The sequence below is a fragment of the Pantoea sp. Tr-811 genome (genome assembly GCF_011752535.1).
Classification (GTDB): domain Bacteria; phylum Pseudomonadota; class Gammaproteobacteria; order Pseudomonadales; family Pseudomonadaceae; genus Aquipseudomonas.
On the sequence record NZ_VWXJ01000008.1, the window covers coordinates 81,685 to 100,385 of the forward strand.

General features: G+C 64.0%; 14 protein-coding genes. 11 read left to right on the forward strand and 3 right to left on the reverse strand.

Features of this window, described 5'->3' with window-relative positions:
• Positions 1-5: 5 nt before the first annotated feature.
• The 11 genes from F3J44_RS13905 to F3J44_RS13955 all read left to right on the forward strand — a co-directional run bounded on the left by F3J44_RS13905 (position 6) and on the right by F3J44_RS13955 (position 12,610).
• Positions 6-1,208 (forward strand): mandelate racemase/muconate lactonizing enzyme family protein, encoded by a 1,203-nt coding sequence (locus tag F3J44_RS13905; protein ID WP_167273238.1) that lies wholly within the window; start codon positions 6-8, stop codon positions 1,206-1,208.
• A gap of 61 nt (positions 1,209-1,269) precedes the next feature.
• On the forward strand, positions 1,270-2,658 hold the full coding sequence (locus F3J44_RS13910; protein WP_167273241.1) for an MFS transporter: 1,389 nt from the start codon (positions 1,270-1,272) through the stop codon (positions 2,656-2,658).
• 26 nt (positions 2,659-2,684) lie between these two features.
• Positions 2,685-3,872 (forward strand): L-dopachrome tautomerase-related protein, encoded by a 1,188-nt coding sequence (locus F3J44_RS13915; RefSeq protein WP_167273243.1) that lies wholly within the window; start codon positions 2,685-2,687, stop codon positions 3,870-3,872.
• 129 nt (positions 3,873-4,001) lie between these two features.
• The gene (locus tag F3J44_RS13920) at positions 4,002-4,487 is read left to right on the forward strand and encodes a heme-binding protein (protein ID WP_205299881.1); all 486 of its coding nucleotides are present in this window, start codon (positions 4,002-4,004) and stop codon (positions 4,485-4,487) included.
• Positions 4,488-4,551: 64 nt separating this feature from the next.
• Complete coding sequence (locus F3J44_RS13925) at positions 4,552-5,064, forward strand: heme-binding protein (RefSeq protein ID WP_167273246.1); 513 nt, start codon at positions 4,552-4,554, stop codon at positions 5,062-5,064.
• 12 nt (positions 5,065-5,076) lie between these two features.
• Entirely contained in the window at positions 5,077-5,997 is a 921-nt protein-coding gene (locus tag F3J44_RS13930) for a DoxX family protein (RefSeq protein ID WP_167273249.1), read from the forward strand.
• A 56-nt stretch (positions 5,998-6,053) separates the two neighbouring features.
• On the forward strand, positions 6,054-7,082 hold the full coding sequence (locus F3J44_RS13935) for a LacI family DNA-binding transcriptional regulator (protein ID WP_167273253.1): 1,029 nt from the start codon (positions 6,054-6,056) through the stop codon (positions 7,080-7,082).
• Positions 7,083-7,325: 243 nt separating this feature from the next.
• A complete protein-coding gene (locus F3J44_RS13940; protein ID WP_167273255.1) occupies positions 7,326-8,048 on the forward strand; it encodes a gluconate 2-dehydrogenase subunit 3 family protein in 723 nt (240 codons plus the stop codon).
• A 17-nt stretch (positions 8,049-8,065) separates the two neighbouring features.
• Positions 8,066-9,832 (forward strand): GMC family oxidoreductase, encoded by a 1,767-nt coding sequence (locus F3J44_RS13945; RefSeq protein ID WP_167273258.1) that lies wholly within the window; start codon positions 8,066-8,068, stop codon positions 9,830-9,832.
• Between the two features lie 8 nt (positions 9,833-9,840).
• A complete protein-coding gene (locus tag F3J44_RS13950; RefSeq protein WP_167273261.1) occupies positions 9,841-11,160 on the forward strand; it encodes a cytochrome c in 1,320 nt (439 codons plus the stop codon).
• Between the two features lie 124 nt (positions 11,161-11,284).
• Positions 11,285-12,610 carry a carbohydrate porin gene (locus F3J44_RS13955; RefSeq protein WP_167273263.1) on the forward strand — a complete coding sequence of 442 codons (1,326 nt, stop codon included), beginning with the start codon at positions 11,285-11,287 and terminating at the stop codon, positions 12,608-12,610.
• A 90-nt stretch (positions 12,611-12,700) separates the two neighbouring features.
• Here the strand turns inward: F3J44_RS13955 and F3J44_RS13960 are convergent, their stop codons facing one another.
• Genes F3J44_RS13960 through F3J44_RS13970 form a run of 3 tightly spaced genes read right to left on the reverse strand, consistent with a single transcriptional unit; the run spans position 12,701 to position 18,476 of the window.
• Positions 12,701-13,747, reverse strand: a complete 1,047-nt coding sequence (locus F3J44_RS13960; RefSeq protein WP_167273266.1) for a hypothetical protein — start codon at positions 13,745-13,747, stop codon at positions 12,701-12,703.
• 22 nt (positions 13,748-13,769) lie between these two features.
• The gene (locus F3J44_RS13965) at positions 13,770-14,933 is read right to left on the reverse strand and encodes a hypothetical protein (protein ID WP_167273269.1); all 1,164 of its coding nucleotides are present in this window, start codon (positions 14,931-14,933) and stop codon (positions 13,770-13,772) included.
• Between the two features lie 18 nt (positions 14,934-14,951).
• Entirely contained in the window at positions 14,952-18,476 is a 3,525-nt protein-coding gene (locus F3J44_RS13970; RefSeq protein ID WP_167273271.1) for a hypothetical protein, read from the reverse strand.
• Positions 18,477-18,701: the final 225 nt, after the last annotated feature.

Sequence of the window (18,701 nt, forward strand, 5' to 3'; positions counted from 1 at the left end):
GAACAATGTCGAAGATCACTTGTGTTAGAACCCTGCGCCTGCCCGAACGCCCCAAGCTGCTCTGGCTGGAGATCGAAACCGATGAAGGCCTGATTGGCCTGGGCGAAACCTTTCGCGGTGCTGCCACCGTCGAGGCGGCCATCCACGAACTCATCGCCCCAGGATTGATTGGCCGCGACTCGCGGCAGATCGAAGCCATTTCCCTGGAACTCACCACGCCCTACGTGGGTTACCACAGCGCCAGCGCCGAAATCCGCGCCGCCAGTGCTGTGGACATCGCCCTCTGGGACCTCAAAGGCCAGCGCCACGGTATCCCCATCCATGAAGCGCTCGGCGGTGCCTGCCGGGAGCGCATCCGGGTGTACAACACCTGCGCCGGTTACGAATTCAACACCCAGCAGGGCGCCCGCCGCGAGATCAGCGCAAGCGACCGCGCCCAAGGCCCTTATGACGATCAGCTGGCCTTCAGCCGCGACGCCGGCGCCCTGGCCATCAGCCTGGTGGAGGAAGGCTACACGGCCATGAAGATCTGGCCGTTCGATCAGTTCGCCCGCCAGCCCGGGGCCAACACCATCAGCCTGGACGAGGTGCAGAAGGGCTGCGAAGCGTTCCGCCAGATTCGCGCGGCGGTGGGCAACCGCATCGAGATCATGTGCGAGCTGCACAGCCTGTGGGACACCACGGCAGCCCTGCGCATCTGCCAGGCGCTGGAAGCCTTTGACGTGTACTGGGTGGAAGACCCGCTATGCAAGATGGACGACGCCCAGGCCCTGGCCGACCTGCGCAGGCGCACACGGGTGCCTATCTGCGCCAGCGAGACCCTGGGTGGCAGCACGGCCTACCGCGACCTGCTCAAGGCCGACAGCCTCGATTACCTGATGCTGGACCTGGTGTGGTGCGGCGGCTTCAGCGAGGCGCGCAAGATCGCTGCGCTGGCCCAAGCCTACAACAAGCCACTGGCGCCCCACGACTGCACCGGCCCGGTGGCGTTGTTCGCCGGGCTGCACCTGGGCCTGCATGCACCGACTGCAGTGTTGCAGGAGGTCGTCAGGGCGTCGCTGTCGACCTGGTACGGCGAACTGGTCACTGCACTGCCGCAGATCGACTCAGGCTTCGCCTTGGCGCCACAGGGGCCGGGCCTGGGCACGGCGCTGCGGCCTGAGGTTCGGCAACGTGCCGATGCCATCGTGCATGAAACCCACTGCTGACTGTTTGCTGCGCGGCAGCCTCACAGGTTGCACGCGCTTGCAAACCGGTATCGAGAATACAATGAAAAAAATACATTCTCTGCGCCGCTTCATCGCCGAACACCGGCGCCAGGAAGTCATTGCCCTGCTGTTCGTGATGATGATCATCAACCAGGGCGACCGCGCCACGCTGTCCATCGCCGGCGCCAGCCTGGCCGATGAAATGGGTTTGGGGCATGCCCAGATGGGCTGGTTGTTCTCGGCCTTTGCCTGGGCCTACATGCTCCTGCAACTGCCGGGAGGCCTTGCCATCGACCGCTTCGGCAGCATTCGCGTGCTGGGCCTGGCGATCGTCGCCTGGTCGCTGTTCACCGGGCTGATCGGCACTGTCGCGATGATGCCGGTAGGCTTGGCTTTCGTAGCGGTATTCGTCTTGCGCTTTCTGGTCGGCGCTGCCGAGGCACCGTGCTTTCCGGCCAACAGCAAGATCGTCTCGATGTGGTTCCCCACGGCTGAGCGCGGGACTGCCACGGCGATCTTCAATTCGTCCCAGTACTTCGCGGCGGTGGTGTTCACACCTTTGCTGGCGTGGATTTCGACCCGCTGGGGCTGGCCGTGGGTGTTCTATGTGATGGGCGCGGCGGGCGTCGCCATGGGCCTGGTGTTCATCCGCCGCATCAAGGCGCCAGTCGAGCACCCGACGCTGACGGCGGTGGAGCGCGAAGCCATGCGTCTAGGCGGGGCCAGCCTGCGCGAGCACGCAGCCAGCCGGCCGCCAGGGCAGGGCTGGCGCGGCACCTGGACGCGCGCCCGTGGCTTGCTGCGTCAGCGCATGTTCCTCGGCATCTACCTGGCGCAGTTCTGCATCAGCACGTTGACGTTCTTCTTCCTCACCTGGTTCCCGGTGTACCTGGTGCAGCAGCGCGGGCTGTCGTTGCTGGATGCCGGGCTGTTGGCGGCGGTGCCAGCGATTTGCGGGTTTGTGGGCGGGATCACCGGGGGCATGGCTTCGGACTGGATGTTGCGCAAGGGGATGTCGCTGACGTTGGCGCGCAAGCTACCGATCTTCATCGGCATGGCGCTGTCGATGAGCATGATCCTGTGCAACTACGTGGAAACCAACCTGCTGATCGTACTGTTCATGGCCCTGGCGTTCTTCGGCAAGGGCGTGGGCGCGCTGGGCTGGGCAATCATCGCCGATGTCTCGCCCAAGGACAGCATCGGCATGAATGGCGCGATCTTCAACACCTTTGGCAGCCTGGCCGGCATCGTCACCCCGGTGGTGATCGGCTACATGGTGCAGTCGATGCACTCGTTCAACGGTGCCCTGGTGTATGTCGCGCTGAATGCCGTCGGCGCGTTCGTCAGCTACCTGCTCATCGTCGGCCCGCTGCAACGCCCTGACGACAGCGCGAACCCGCAAGACCGCGACCGGCCCGCGCCATCGCTCAAGCCCGCTACTGCGCGCTGATTCCATTACTGACAAGGACAACAATAATGAACGCATCAGGACGTACTTCCCGCGCTTTGCGCATTGCCGGTTTTGCCTTCGGCCTTGCCTGCACGCCGCTCATACAGGCGCAGGATCTGCCGCCCAGCGGTCAGCCGCTGACTGAGGTCGCCCGCCTGGACTGGCTGTGCAACGCCGTGGCGCTGACTTCCGGTGGCCGCCTGTTCGTCGGCCTGCCGCGCTGGCCCGGCTTCGAGAAAACACCGTCGATCGCCGAGGTGCTGCCCGACGGCAGCCTCAAGCCGTTCCCGGGCGGGCAGTGGAATGCCTGGGCACCGGGCAAGCCGAGCGCTGCGGCGCTGGTAAAGATCAACACCATCCATATCTTTGACGACGACACCCTGTGGGCCATCGACCAGGGCGAAGATGCCGGGCCCAAAGGCATCAACCCCGGGCAGAAGATCCTGCAGTTCGACACCCGCGACGGCAAGTTGCTGCGCAGCATCAGCCTGCCCGCCAGCGTGTTGCCGGCCGGCGCCAACCTCAACGACCTGCGCCTGGACAGCGAGCATGCCTATGTGACCGACTCGGGCCTGGGCGCGATCATCGTCGTCAACCTGAAAACCGGTGAAGCCGTGCGCCGCCTGGCTGGGCATCCGTCGACGCAGATGGCGCCCGAACGCCGGCCGATCGGAGAAAACGGCCAGCCGCTACTGCTGGCTGACGGCAGCGATCACCAAGTGCATTCCGACCCTATCGAGATCAGCCCCGACGGCCAATGGCTGTACTACCAGCCGCTGAGCGGGCCATTGTGGCGGGTGCCGACCGCAGCGTTGCGCGACACGCGGATCAGCGAGGCGGAGCTAGGCAAGCAGGTCGAGTTCGTGCATGACACCAGCCCGCTGACCGGCACCGCGATGGACAGCGCCGGCAATGTCTACCTGGGCGAGTATGACCGGCCGCGCGTGTCGGTGTACGCCCCGGATGGCACGCTGCGCGTGGTCGCCGAGGACCCGCGGCTGTGGAACCCGGATGCGATGATCATTTCCGACCAGCGCGAGTTGTACATCCCAGTGCCGCAGAGTGCGCGCATGGCCTCCAACCGAGGCCCTGGCGGCCAGGACGCGATCGTGCGGCCGTTCATGATCTACAAGGTGCAGTTGCCGGCAGCCCTGGGCGGGCGCGAGAAAGTCCCGGCCATGGTCGGCAAGCCGCTGGCCACCGTCGCCCGCTGATCCACTTACCCCAGTAACCCACTTGATGCACTTGCGAGCCCCAGCGGCTCGCGAGCAGGGCGCCCCTGCGCCCGCATTCAGCCAGCCCTGCGCAAGCACGCACAGGGCACCTACCCAGGAGATGTACCGATGAAAACAACAATGACCATCGCCGCCTTGTCCCTTGCCTTCGCCATGGCGACCTCCGCCCAGGCGGCCAGCCCGGCAGCCACGGTGGTGGCCCAGGAAAACCTGTCCACCGCCGCTGCCCAGCAGTTGGCGCTGCACGCCACCGAACTGGCCGCCAGCCGCGCCATGAAGATCTGTATCGCGGTCACCGATGCCGACGGTCACCTGCTGGCCTTTACCCGTATGCAGGGTGCCTATGCCGGTTGCGTCGAGGCGTCGATTGCCAAGGCCACCTCGGCAGCGCGGTTTGCCATCAACACCATCACCTTCTACGACCTGGCGCGCAAGGAGAACCTGGCCATCGGCACCATCCCTGGCATCCTGCCGGCAGTGGGCGGGGTAGTGGTCAAGCACGGTGGCAATGTGGTCGGCAGTGTTGGCGTCAGCGGTGCCACCGACCTGACCGAGCAGAAGCTCGCCGAAGACGTGGCAGCGACCTTCCACTGATGGCCGTGGCCCTCTGCGCGAATGCGCGGAGGGCCAACCTGGATCGATTGAAAAGGAATTGCAGATGAACGTTCATTTCCGGCGCCTGCTCCTGACAGGCCTCACCCTGCTCGCCGCGCCATGGGCCCAGGCCAGTGAAGGCACTGCCTTGCGTGGCACCACCCAGCTGTCCCTGGGCGGCGCGGCAGCGCTGCTCGACAGCGCCGTGGCCAAGGCCCGCGCCGAAGGCACCCACCCATGCATCGCGGTAACCGACGCCAATGGTTACCTGCTGGCCTTCAAACGCATGGACGGCGCCGCCCCGGGTTGCATCGAGGCGGCGATCAAGAAGGCCAACTCGGCGGCGATCAACGACGTCGACACAGTGGTGTTCTACGACCTGGCGCGGCAGAAGAACCTGCAACTGGGCAGCATCCCCGGCATCCTGCCCGCCGTCGCCGGGGTGGTGATCCGTCAGCAGGGCCAGGCTGTCGGCGCCTTGGGCGTGGCCGGCGGTGCCAGCGATGACCAGGAGCAGCGCATGGCCACGGAGCTTGCGCGTGCCTTCGAGAAAACCCTGCCTGTCAGCCACCCTTGAGCGAGGTTCGTGATGAACAGTCCAGTACGTTCCCTTGATATGGTCGAGGGCGCCTTTGCCAACGACTACGGCCTGCTCACGCCGTCGCGCATGCCCAACACGCTCAGCGTGGCCGGGCTGGCGGCGACTCTGGTGGCCGCCCTTTACTGTGGTTGGGGCAATCACTCGCTGCCTGACTTCGCCGCCTGGTCGAGCACGCTGTGGATGTGCGTTGCCTTATTCAGCGCGGCGCTGATCACCCCCAAGGCGTTCGCCCCGGGCTTTCTGCTGTCGTTGCTACCGTTCCTGATCGCCTGGCGCGTGGCGGCGATGAACGATGCATTGGTCATGGTCTGGGTCGCGAGCATTGCCGCCGTGCCGTTGCTGTTGCAGTTCGCCGACTGCGTGCTCAGCGACCTGCGCCGTGATCGCAACAAGCCAGGGGCTTGGCTGGGATTGCTGTTGTGGCAGGCGACGATCGTGCGCATGTACTTCGGCCTGAACGAGCTGTGCCACAGTTCCGAGAAGATCTTCGCCGGGCTGGGTTGGTTTCACCGCTTGGAGACGGGCTTCCAGGGCTTTGGCCTCGGCGAGGTCGCGGCGTACTTCGTCGTGCTCGGTGGGCTGATCGAGTTTGCCAGTGCCGTCAGCGTCGGGTTGGGGTTGTTCGCAAGGCTGGGGGCATTTGTGAGCCTGGTGTACTTCCTGGTGGCCACGGTCGGTTTCGGCGGGGAGTGGAGCCGAGGGTATGCCTGGGCCTCGGCGGGCGGGGGTGGCTGGGAGTACGTGATGCTGTTGATGGTGGTGTTTGCCGGGGTGATGGTGACCGGGGCCGGCAAGTTCTCGCTCGATGGCTGGCTGCTGCGTCGGGGCTGGATGCCGCGCCGATTGAGGTGGTTGGCGTTCAATGAAAAGGGTGCTCGCCACACGGGGCAGGAGAATGACGCGGAGTAGGCGAAAGCGGCGCAGGCATGGCAGACTCCGCGTCTTTGGTTACTGGATGTTTCTAGGTGGACAAGACTGACCGTCGCCAAGGCATGGCTGATGTCGCCCAATTGGCCGGCGTCAGCCTGAGCACCGTCGACCGAGTGTTGAACGAGCGCGGCAGCGTTTCCGACAGCAAGCGTCGCAAGGTGCTGCAGGCAGCCCAGGCGCTGGGGCTCAAACGCTTGCTCCCGTCTGCGCTGCATGGCTTGCTGCGCTTCGATTTGCTGCTGGTAGACAGCGCCACCGACCATTACCGGCGTCTGGCTGCAGCCTTCGTCAAACAGGCGCAGATGCACCGCTCGCGGCTGGTGCTGCAGCGCCATGTCTGGCAGGAGCGCGATCCGCAGCAACTGCTGGATCTCATCAATAAGCCCAGGGTGCCGCGCCAGGGGTTGATCGTGGTTGCCCAAGACACCCCGCAGGTGCGTGAAGCCCTCAGTGCGCAGGTCGCTGCTGGTGTGCCGGTGATACTGGTGACCAGCAGCCTGCCTGGGCTGGAAGGGGCGATCTACGCCGGGATCGACAACCATGTCGCCGGCCGCGCCGCCGGGCGACTGATGAGCCAATGGGTTGCGCCGGCCCAGGGCCGTGTGCTGCTGGTAACCAACTCATTGCTCTATCGCGCCCATCAGCAGCGTGTGCAGGGCTTTCTCGAGGTCATGGCCGAACGGGCGCCGCAGGTCAAGGTGCTCGGCCCGGTGGAGTGCTTCGACGACAACCAGCTCAATGCCGCGAAGATCAGCGATTACCTGGCTCAGGACGCTGGGGTGGTCGGGCTGTACACCACCGGCAGTGGCTCTACGGGCGTGCACCAGGCGCTGTCCAGGCATGCCGGGCGGTTGGTCTGGATCAGCCATGAGGCTACAGCGCAGCATGCCGACATGCTCCGCGAAGGGCTGCTTTCCTTGGTGCTCGACCAGGACCCTGAAGGGCAGGCCGAAGCTGCCATCCAGCAACTGCTGTACGCCAACGGTGACCTGGACGCACCGCCACAGGTGTGGCCGCAGCTGCGTATGGTGATCGACGAAACCCTCCCGCCTGCCTCGTGTTGAAGCGATTTTGACGTAAACACGTCAACGCCTTGATGGCGCGGCGTTATGCCGCGCCATAGACTGGCACCCGCCGTGATCGGCAGGTTGCCAGGTTCACTCCCCAGTACACCGCGTTTTTCGTTCACCCGCCCAGATCCCCATCGCCCCCGACGAGCCCGTCCGTGCTCGCCGTGTGCCTTTGCGCGCCCGAAATTCCGCGACCTGCCGCACGGCTCCCCCGTGATTGTCGATAAGGAGAACTCCATGAAACGTAGGGACGCCTTGCGTTCAATGGGTGCGTTGTTCGCCGCCGCTGGCCTGGCCAAGGTCGGCGCAGTGGAACTCAAGTCGGTGCCGCCGGAAACCGGCCTGAACCGTGAAATGCTGCCATCGCCGGTGATGAGTGGCGGCCAGGGCAATGTGTTCAAGGGCCAGGCCCGCGCCACCCTGACTGCCGTGTTCGACCGCCTGATTCCCCGTGACGAGCTGGGTGCCTCGGCCAGCGAGGCCGGCTGCGTCGACTACCTCGACGCGCAGATGAACGGCCCCTACGGCGAGTCCAAGGACCTGTACCTGGAGCGACCGCTTCAGGCCGACGAGTCCGCGCTGATGGGCTTGACCATCAGCCTGCGCACCCGACGCGACTACACCCTGGCCGGCCTTGCGTTCATCGATCAGCACGCCCGCCAGCTGCACGGCCGCGCCTTCGCCGAACTCGACGGCGAGCAGATGGACGCGATCCTGCGCCAGCTGGACGAAGGCCACCTGGACTGGGAAGGCGCCGGCAGCGGCAGCCGCCTGTTCGAATTCCTGCTGCTCAGCGTGCGCGAAGGCTACTTCGCCGACCCGCTCTATGGCGGCAACCGCGGCATGGTCGGCTGGAAGCTGGTGGGCTTCCCCGGCGCTCGCTACGACTACCGCCAGTACATCGACCGTCGCGGGCAGGACCTGGGCCTGGCGCCCATCAGCCTGATCCCGGTGAGCTGAGGCCAGAGGAAAACAACATGGCAATTACACGTAAAAAAGCTGACGTGGTCATCGTCGGCCTGGGTTGGGCCGGCTCGCTGATGGCCGAAGAACTGACCCGCGCCGGGCTGGAAGTGGTCGCCATCGACCGCGGTCCGTGGCTCGACACTTCCACCGATACGCCACCGGCCGTCGACCCCGACGAGCTGCGCTGGACCATCCGCCGCGAGCTGCTGCTGCAGCCAGGCGACTACACCCTGACGTTCCGCAACCACTCCGGCCAGACCGCAGTGCCAACCCGCGAGCTGAAAGCCTTCCAGATGGGCAAGTCGGTGGGCGGCGCGGGCTTCCACTGGGCCGGCATGGCCTGGCGTTTCTCCGAATGGGACTTCCGCGTGCGTTCGGCCACCCTGGAGCGCTACGGCGCGAGCAAGCTCAAGGGCCTGGAGCAGGTGCAGGACTGGGGCATCACCTATGCCGATCTGGAGCCGTTCTACGACCGCTTCGAGCGCATCGCCGGCATCTCCGGCATTGCCGGCAACCTCAATGGTGAGATCCGCCCCGGCGGCAACCCGTTCGAAGGCCCGCGCAGCCGCGAGTTCCCGACGCCTGCGTTGAAGGATTCGCGGCTGATGCAGATGTACCGTGACAGCACCGCGCAGATGGGCCTGCACCCGTTCTACATCCCGGTGGCCCACGTTGGCGCGGCCTACGTCAACCCGTTGGGCGTGAGCATGGCGCCGTGCACCTACTGCGGCTACTGCATGTTCCATGGCTGCGGCAACTACTCCAAGTCCTCGCCCCAGGCCTGCGTGATCCCGGCGCTGATGCGGCGCAAGAATTTCACCCTGATCACCCAGGGCTACGTGACCAAGATTCACAAGGCTGAAGACGGCAAGACCGCCACCGGCGTGAGCTACTTCGACGAGCAAGGCCGCGAGGTGATCCAGCCGGCCGATATCGTCGCGCTGTGCTCGTTCACCTACGACAACGCCCGCCTGATGCTGCTCAGCGACATCGGCAAGCAGTACGACCCGGTCAGCCAGACCGGCACCATCGGCCGCGCCTACAACTACCAGACTTGCGCAGGCGCCCACGTGTGGTTCGAGGACGAAACCCTCAACCCGTTCATCGGTGCCGGCGGCCTGGGCATCCAGGTGGACGACTACAACGGCGACAACTTCGACCACAGCCAGCTTGACTTCATTGGCGGTGCCGGCTTGCTCACCGTGTCTCGCGAGGGCATGCCGATCGGCCGGGCAGGGCTGCTGCCGCCGGGCAGCCCGCGTTGGGGCAAGGGTTTCAAGCAGACCTACAAGGACAACTACCAGAACTACGGGATCATCTTCGGCCAGGGCACTTCGATGCCAGCCCGCGATGCCTACCTGTCGCTGGACCCGAACTATAAGGACCGCTGGGGCACGCCGCTGCTGCGCATGACCTTCGACTGGAACCAGAACGACCGCAACATGGCGCGTTTCATCGAGCAGCGCGCCGTTGACATCGGCAAGAAAATGGGTGCCAAGCACGTGCACACCTTCAACTCGGCCGCCAAGGCGTGGAGCCCGTACGACGAGAACTCCAACCACACCCAGGGCGGCATGGTCATGGGCGACGACCCGCGCACCAGCGCGGTCAACACCTACCTGCAGAGCTGGGATGCACACAACGTGTTCGTGGTCGGCGCCTCGGCGTTTCCTACCAACGCCGGCTACAACCCCACCAGCACCGTGGGCGCCCTGGCCATCCGTACGGCCCGGGCGATCCATGAGAAGTACCAGCACAACCCCGGTTCCCTGGTGTGAGGCCTGCCATGATAAGCAAGAAAACCGCCCTGATCGGCGGCGGCGTGGTGGCCCTGGCCGGCGCCGTGATGCTCGGCCTGGTGATCCAGGCCAACTCCACCGCGCGCTCGCAGGTGGCCGATGACAGCGTGCGCTTGAGCGACTTCAAGTCTACCGACGCGGCACTGATCAAGCAGGGCGAGTACGTGATGCGCGGCGCCGACTGCGCGGCCTGTCACACGGCCAAAAGCGGCGACTTTGCCGGTGGTTACGTGATTGGCACGCCGTTTGGTGACATTCAGTCGTCGAACATCACCCCCGACCGTGAAACTGGCATCGGCAACTACACCCAGCGCGACTTCTTCAACGCCGTGCGCCAGGGCCAGGGTCGCCATGGCCTGTTGTTCCCGGCCATGCCGTACACCGACTACACGCGCATGAGCGATGACGACCTGCGCGCGCTGTGGGCGTTCTTCAGTACGCTCGAGCCGAAGGCGCACAAGGTCGACGAACTGGCCGGCATGAACTTTCCGTTCAACCAGCGCCTGCTGATGGCGGGTTGGAACTGGATGTTCTTCGACAACACGTCGTATGCCCCTGACCCGGCGCAAAGCCCTGAGTGGAACCGTGGCCGTTACCTGGTCGATGGCGCCGGCCACTGCGCCGCCTGCCACAGCCCACGCAATGCCCTGGGTGGACCCATCGCTGCCCAGGCACTGCAAGGTGGCCTCGTCGGCACCTGGTTCGCGCCGAACATCACCAACGACCCGCACCAGGGCCTGGGCGACAGCAGTGTCGAGCAGATCGTCGACTACCTGAAGACCGGTAGCGATGGCATTGCCGTGGCCAGCGGGCCGATGGCCGAGGCGATCGAGAACTCCACTCAGCACCTGACCGACCAGGACCTGCGTGCCATTGCGGTATACCTCAAGTCGTTGCCCGGCAACCCGCAGCCAGCACCGGCCGCGCTGGCCGGTAACGATGCCGGTATGCAGCGTGGCGGCCAGGGTTACGAGGTGCATTGTTCTGCCTGTCACGGCACGGCGGGCGAGGGTGTAAGCCATATGATCACCGGCTTTGCCGGGAACAAGGCGATCCTTGCGGCGAACACCGACACCCTGACCAGTGTGGTGCTGGGTGGGGCGCGGGCGGTGCATACCCATACCTACGTCACCGGGGCGGGGATGCCGGCGTTCGACTGGAAGCTCAGCGATGCCGAGATTGCCGACATTCTGACCTTTGCGCGCAACAGCTGGGGCAACAGTGCGCCGGCTGTCACGGCAGAGGAGGTGGCGAAGATGCGCAAGCAGCTCGACTTGCCGGCACAGATGCGCGCCAGCGTTCAGTAATCAACCTGAGCCGGCCTCTTCGCGGGGCAAGCCCGCTCCTACAGGGAATCCTGCAACCTGTAGGAGCGGGCTTGCCCCGCGAAAGGGCCGGCACAGGCAATTATCAAATAACAAAGAGAACACCATGCATACCTTCCCATACAGCGCCCTATTGGTCGCCATGGCCTGTGCTCAATCGGCCCACGCCGCTGAACCTTTCGCCAGCAATTCCCCCTGGGCTCTCGGCGACTGGAATGGCGCTCGCAGCACCCTGGCCCAACAAGGCATCGACTTCGAATTCGCCTACGTCGGCGAAATCGGTGCCAACCTCGGCGGCGGCTACAACAACGACCGCAGCGCCAGCTACAGCGACCAGTACTCGCTCGGCGCCCGCTTCGACCTGCAGAAGCTGCTCGGCTGGCACGACGCTCGCTTCCAGCTGACCGTGGCTGACCGCAACGGCGACAACATCTCCAACGACCGTGTCGGTGATCCGCGTGTCGGCACCCTTAGCTCGTCCCAGGAAGTTTGGGGGCGCGGCTCGCACTGGCGCATGACCCAGCTGTACTACCAGCAGGCGTTCTTCGACCGACGGCTGGACATCAAGGTTGGTCGCTTTGGCGAAGGCGAGGATTTCAACAGTTTTGATTGCAACTTCCAGAACCTGACCTTCTGCGGCTCGCAGGTCGGCAACTGGGGTGGCATCTGGTACAACTGGCCGATCACCCAATGGGCGCTGCGGGTCAAGTACCCGCTCACCCCCGAGCTGTTCGCGCAAATCGGTGCATACGAACAGAACCCGTCCAACACCCAGAACGACAACGGCTTCAAGCTCAGTGGCAGCGGCACCGAAGGCGCGGTCCTGCCGGTCGAACTGGTGTGGCAGCCGCGTATCGGCGGCCTGCCGGGTGAGTACCGCGCCGGCTACTACTACAGCACTTCCGATGCCAAGGATGTACTCAAGGACAGCAACGGTCAGCCGGCCGTGGTCAGTGGCGCGGCTTATCGCAGTGCCTCGAGCAAGCACGGCGTGTGGCTGGGGGCGATGCAGCAGGTCACTCGCCAGGCAAGCGATGCGTCACGCGGATTGAGCCTGTTCGCCATGGCCACGGTGCATGACAAGAAGACCAGCAAGGTCGACCACTATGTGTCGGTCGGCGCGGTGTACAAGGGGTTGTTCGCTGCACGCCCGCAGGATGACATCGGCCTGGCGGTTTCCGAGGTGCATGTGAATCCGGCATACCGCAAGAATGCGGCGCTGACCAATTTGACCAATGGTGTCGAGGATTACGATGACCCGGCTTACCTGCCGGTACAGCAAACCGAGTACAACGCCGAGCTCAACTACGGTATTCACCTGGCCGACTGGCTGACGGTGAGGCCGAACCTGCAATTCGTCCGACACCCAGGTGGGGTGAGGCAGGTGGACGATGCCTGGGTTGGCGGGTTGAAGGTACAGGCGACATTCTGATCGCCATCCTGAGCAGAACCCGGGAAACGGTGTAACTGAACCAACCGAAGGCGCTCTGTGTCCTCCTGACACAGAGCGCGGCAGCCCGGATCAGGCGTCGAAGGTAAATGTCATCTGGCTGACGATAGCCATCGCCTTGGGTTTGATGGCGGCCGTGGCGCTTTCACCCACGATTTCCTGATAGTGATGGTTGACCAGGTTCTCGGCGATGGCACGGTCTAGTTCGGCCCCTGGGTTGATCGAATAGCCAAAGGTCACCGATAGGCTCGAACCGGCCGCGACCGGCTGGTTGTCCGGATTCCAGAACTGCACGGCGAGGTTGGCCGAGTACCCCGCAGGCAACACGAACGTGGCCCCGGTCTGGCTGCCATCGGCGCCCAGGGTTAGCGGCCCCAGCATCACCGGTACTTGCAACGGCGTGACCGTATCGCATAGTAGGCACACGCGGGTACCGGCCAGGCCCTGGGCCGCCAGGGTGATAGTGATCGGCGAACTGGTGAAGCTTGCCGGTACCGTCAGTTGCTGACGGCGCACCCACTGGTTGCCACGTACCAGCGCCTGGGTACGGATGCCCAGGGTCGGGGTCTGACCGATCAGCTTGGCCAGGTCGAGCCAGTCTCGCACCACCGGCAGCGGGTCGGGCTGGGCAGCGGCGCTGACCTGGGCGATCAGGTTGAAATAGCTGTCGGCCGGCGGAGGTGACGGTGTCCAGACGAAGGGGGCCTGGCCTACCCCGATATGCCCGGCAGGTGCGTTGACCGGTGTGACTTCCAGGCCCGCGGCGGTGCTCAGCGCATGGCCGCGGAAGGTCGCGGGCAGCAGCAGCACCTGCGCGGGCGCGTAATACAAGGAAAACCCGTTGCTGTCAGCTTCGCTGCCTCCGTTCATGCCGCGCAGGTAGTAGTAATTAGGTACGGCGGCCTGCGGTTGAACGTTATAGGCCTGTTCCCAGCTGCTAACCGTGCTCAACGCATTCTGCGCATCGGGCACCGGTTGCGGGCTTTGAATGATATCGGGGCACAGCCCCAGCGCTCCCTTGAACGGTACACTGCCGGTGGAGGCCAGGTTGTTACGAAGGTACAGTGTTTCAGTGGCAGCCTGGCTGCTACTGAACAAGTTGACGACTGTTTGACTCATGACCTTTCACTCCCTGTGAGCATCAAATGATCTGCAGCCCGTCGGCGCCCAGCGATACCACGGGGCGCGGGCGAATGTCGGCGACCTCGGTGGCGGCAAATGCCCGGTGCAGGGCATGGGACAAGGCAAAGTCCACCAACCCGCGGTCCAGTGCCTCCTGCAACTCCAGCGCCGTACCGTCGGAGAAGTAGGACGGAGTGATGTCGATCGCCGCACCCGGCTGCGAAGCGGGTCCGTTGTTCTGGTACAAGTTGAGGGTGAGCAGCGCGCTGTATCCTGGCGACAAGGTGCAACGCACACCCACGAAGTGACCTAAGGCCGGCATGGCGACGTTGTTGATGGTGATCGGGTTGCCCTTGGAATCCAACTGGCTGCAACTGAGTGACAGGGTCCAGCCGCTTTCCGGGAAGCCCATGTTGGTGATTTGCAGCGAGTACTCACGGCTGCCTGCTGTCACGTCGCTGGGGATGATCAACTGCGAACTCATCTGGCGGGTAGGCGAGCGGCCGGACTGCATCGACACGTTGCGCCAGCCGAACTGCAGGTTGTTGGTCACCAGTGCCGACATATCCAACTGCGAGAATACATCCGGGAACGGGTTGCCTGCGTTGTTCATCCAGGTAATGAAGCAGTAGTGGTCACTCCCTCCAGTTGGCGGCTGCGGGTTGCTCCAGACAAAGGTATCGGCCGCCACACCGATGCCTGACGACGCCAGGTTGACGATGGATGAGTCGTAGTACGGCTGCGTGCCATCCGGGTGGTCGCGGTCGGTGGGAATACCGTACTTGGCCCACTCGCTGGGCCATTGGATGGACGCGCACGGCACACCGTACAACTGCACCTTGGTGGTGCTGCTGACCGCCGCGCCATTGCACCCACGCACGTAAATGTAGTTGGGCGTGCCCTGGGTGATGGTGCCCGGGGACTGGGAGGCGTAGCTGCCGCTGGTGGCCAACGCATTGCGGAAGTCCTTCACCGGCTGGGTACCAGCGATCCAGATGTCGGGCGAGGCCGACAGCGGCGAAGTGGCTGGTATCTTGCCGCCGTTGCTCAAGTTGGGGCGCAGATAGATGCCCTTGTCGTAGGTACCGGCCAGCAGGGCCTCCCGGCTCGACGCCTGTGCGACGGGACCGCGCAGTACTTGGCCATGGCCGACCACGGGGGGATTCTTGGTGACTGTCAACATTGCCAAACTCCTTTTTGACTACAACGAACGGGTGCCGGTGCCCAGGGCACTGGCGTCGGCGAGCGCAGGTCGAGTTGCAGCAGACACCGAGACCATGTTGAGGACCGTGGCCGAGGTGTAACAGATTGCATCCAGGGCCGCTTGGCCCAGCAACGAGAACCCTTTGGTACTGAGCACCACGCGTTTCAGACGCAGTGGTTTACACACTTCCGGCAGGCACGGCACGATGTTCAACGCCACCGTCTCGCCGCTTTGCCCAACTGAAGGCCGAATAGCCAAGGCCAGGTGGCCCAGGCCATAAACGAAGGTGGTCATCACGCCAATATCGTCGCGGTTTTCCGGCATCTTGTGGGCCTGGAACACGAACACTCCATCGAGCAGTACGCCCAGGCAGGTGTAGAGCCACAGAATCCGGCCGGCACCATCGGCGGTGGCACATCCAGGTGCGCCGCTGGAGAAGATCCAGGGGCAACTGCACAACTGCGCCGCCGTCTCCAGGCCCAACGCGGCATAGGCGACGATCTCAGGCGGCCCGGATTCCGGCGGCAACGCGTCACCCAGGGCCGTGAGGCCGCCGTAGAAGAAGTAGGCAACCGAACCCAAGGTTCCGGTCACCAGTGCCAGGTCTCGCGGCAGGCAACCGCTCCATGCCTGCTCGGCCTGAACGGTTTGCTTCGCTTGTTGCCGGCCAGCCGGCTTGAGCCCGCTTGCGTTGAGCAGTACATCGGCAGTGAAGGCCTCCTTGAAGCGCGACACGCTGGCCTGATCCGGGAATGGCGCGGTTTTCTGCATCACCTTGAACAGGATCGTGCCGGGTACCGCCAGTACCAGCGCCATCAAGTCCAGCGTGGTCAGGTCCGAGCCGTTGGTGATAAAGCGGTATAAGTCACTGACAAAGGGAATGTTCCACTTCGCATTCATCAGCTGCTTTAGGCCGGCGATCAGCGTCGCGACGGTTTTCAGCAGCGCATCGATCACCGCCTGCACACCGGACAGCACCGCCTGTAGCACCCCTTCGACCACGCTCATCAAGGCCGCCAGCAGCTTTCGGAAAATCTCGTCCGGCGCTGAGCCCAGGTCTTGCAGGTAGGCCAGAGCCTGGGCGAACGCCTGGGACGACTCGGTGAAGTCGGCCAGCCGCGTCAGCTCGTCCATGAACTGGCTGAACGGCCCGTCAGCAACGCTCAGCAACGCAGTGGCAGCCATGCTCGAATGCGCCGCCGAGGCATTGTTGAGCAGCCCGTTGTAGACGATGTTGTTGGCCACCGCTCTGGAGGTTTCCGGATCGTCAGGGGTGTTGGCCCGCTCGTAGCCGCCCAGGCTGTAGTCACCGGCGATGGTCGTGCGCGCCTCGGCGAACCATTGCTGCAACTGGCGCTGCAAGGTGTCGATACCTCCATCGATGATGCGCTGGATGCCGCCGGTGGCGCCGACCAGAAAGTCGAAACCGCTGTTGACGATATGCGCTATGGCCTCATGGGTTCGCAGCATATCGCCCCAGTTGAAGAGAAATGCCAGCCACTCATAGAGCTCTTGGAAGAACACCTTCACCGCCGAGAACACGGCCTCGACCAGGTCGAATGCCTTTTCCACGGTGTCCACCAGGGTTTCAAACAGATAAGTGACGCCATCCACGATGAAATGAAATGCCGCCCGGATGCCCGCGCTGACGGTGGTCACCACATAATCGACGACTTCGATGAGACCTTGCGCGACCCCAGAGATGAAGTCGCCGATGTCGGTCAGCCAGCTGAACCAACCGGCCGACAATGCGCTGCTGCTCAAGGCCATCAACAGCCCGGAAGCTGCATCGGCGGACAGGTCGTTGAACTGCACCTGGCCATTGCGCACACTCAGATGCCAGTGCTGTTCGGGCACTTGCGCGAGTTCGAGCGAGCGTACGCCGACGTCGGCGCTGCGGCGCAGTGAAACACCGGCGCGAGGGCGGCGCGGGTCGGTATAGGGCGTCGTCGTAGTCCCCTTGAAGTAGGCCGGGCTGGCCAGGCTCATGCTGCGGCTGACCGCTTCGGCCACTGCATCGGCGGTCGCCTGTGTGTGGTACTGATCGCGCAGCAAGGGCGCACCGCTGGCCAGCTTGGCCCCCAACAGTTCATTACCGTTGGTGACGCTGAGCCGGTCCTGCACCTCGGCGTCCTGGCGCAACTCGATACGCTCGCCGGGCGACATCAGCGAGGGCACCGCCAACAGGATGGCTGGGGCTCCTAGTGCATTGATCTGCTGCGCAATCGACAGCACCCCGGCACTGTTGGTCAACAGACGCACCGGACGACGCGGTGTGACGTAGTAGACGCCACCGTTGATGGCCAACCGCGACGGTTCCTCGGTCCAGACCTCCACTGGGGTTGCAGCCAGTGGAGTGCCCGCGTCGCTGTACAGTGTGACGTCGGTGCTGTATGAAGCAAAGTCTTCGATACTGCCCGCCGCTTGCACTTGCAACGCGGCGATCGTCCAGTTGCCACTGAGGCTTTCGCGGCTGAGCTGGGTGACCGTGTTCTGCTGCGCCTGGATGGCGAACACCGCCAGGCCACCATCCTGCACCGCCGCCTGGAACGCCTGCACGCCTCGATAGACTGGCGTCGGTTCTCCCCAGCCGGTGGCTGATGGGGCGTTCTGGCTGGCGTGGTACAAGGTGTTGTCGACCCCCAGCAAGAGCATGTCCAATGCCGGCCGTGATGGCAGAATGGCAACTTGCTTGAAAGAGGACGCAGTGGTCAGTTGTGCCCAGCTGTACGGCTTGTTGCCACCCCCGACCAGGCAATAGGCGTTGCCATCGGCCAGAATGGCCACCACCTGGGTGTTGCCGAGTTGATCGCTGGCTGCCGCTACATCGAGGCTGCGGAAGTTGGCGGCGATGGCTGGGCGGTTGAGCTCATGGGTGCTGAGGGTGTACTCGAGAATCACAGTATCGAACACTGAAAACGCCACGTTGCTGTCACTGTTGCCGGTCCACACCGCATTCAACGTCTGCAATTGGAGGGTCGTGCCGTTGAGCGAGGTCGGCGGCCTGCTGTCCCACACTCCCCAGCTGAAGTTGTAGAGCGTGCCGACCATGCCCTTGGCCTCGACCAACACGCCGATGTACAGCTTGCCGGCGATACGTGCCGTGGTGACGCGAGCAATGCGTATGGCATTGGATGGCAGAGGCACATCGATCATCTTCACCGCCGACCAACGGCTGGCCGAGGCTGGCTGCTCCACGCAGTACAACAGGTTGGTTCCTTGGGCTGCGAACAGCGCAATATCGCCACTGGGCGTCAGGCCGCTGGCGATCACTTCACCAGTGAGCCCTGTGAGCGTCGCGCTGTTGGCCGTGGCACTCTGTGAGTCGGGGTAAATGTTCCATACCTGGGTATCGCTACCGCTGGTGAACAATTCCACATCGCCACGTCCGTTGCTGATGGCAGAGGCCGAACTGCCGCCATGTACGGCGCTGGCAACCCGGTAGTTCTGCATAAAACGCGATTCAGGGACGATGGTGACGGATTTACGGGCGAGGGTGGGCGACGAAGCTAATCTGTCCATGATGTGCTCCAAGGGAGAGTTGATCCATCGACGGACAGATTAGGAGCGTTTTAGCGCGAGGTTATGTTTATTTTGGAATACCAAGGCTAGCGATTGGCTATCAGATGGCAGTAAGCCAGTTCGCGCTTCGCTGTGGTCGTATCTGCGCCCAGCAATTTTCGCGGGCGGGTCGGAAGCTTCCAACGGCTGCGTGATGATTTTCCGGGATAGAATCCCTACGCTTGC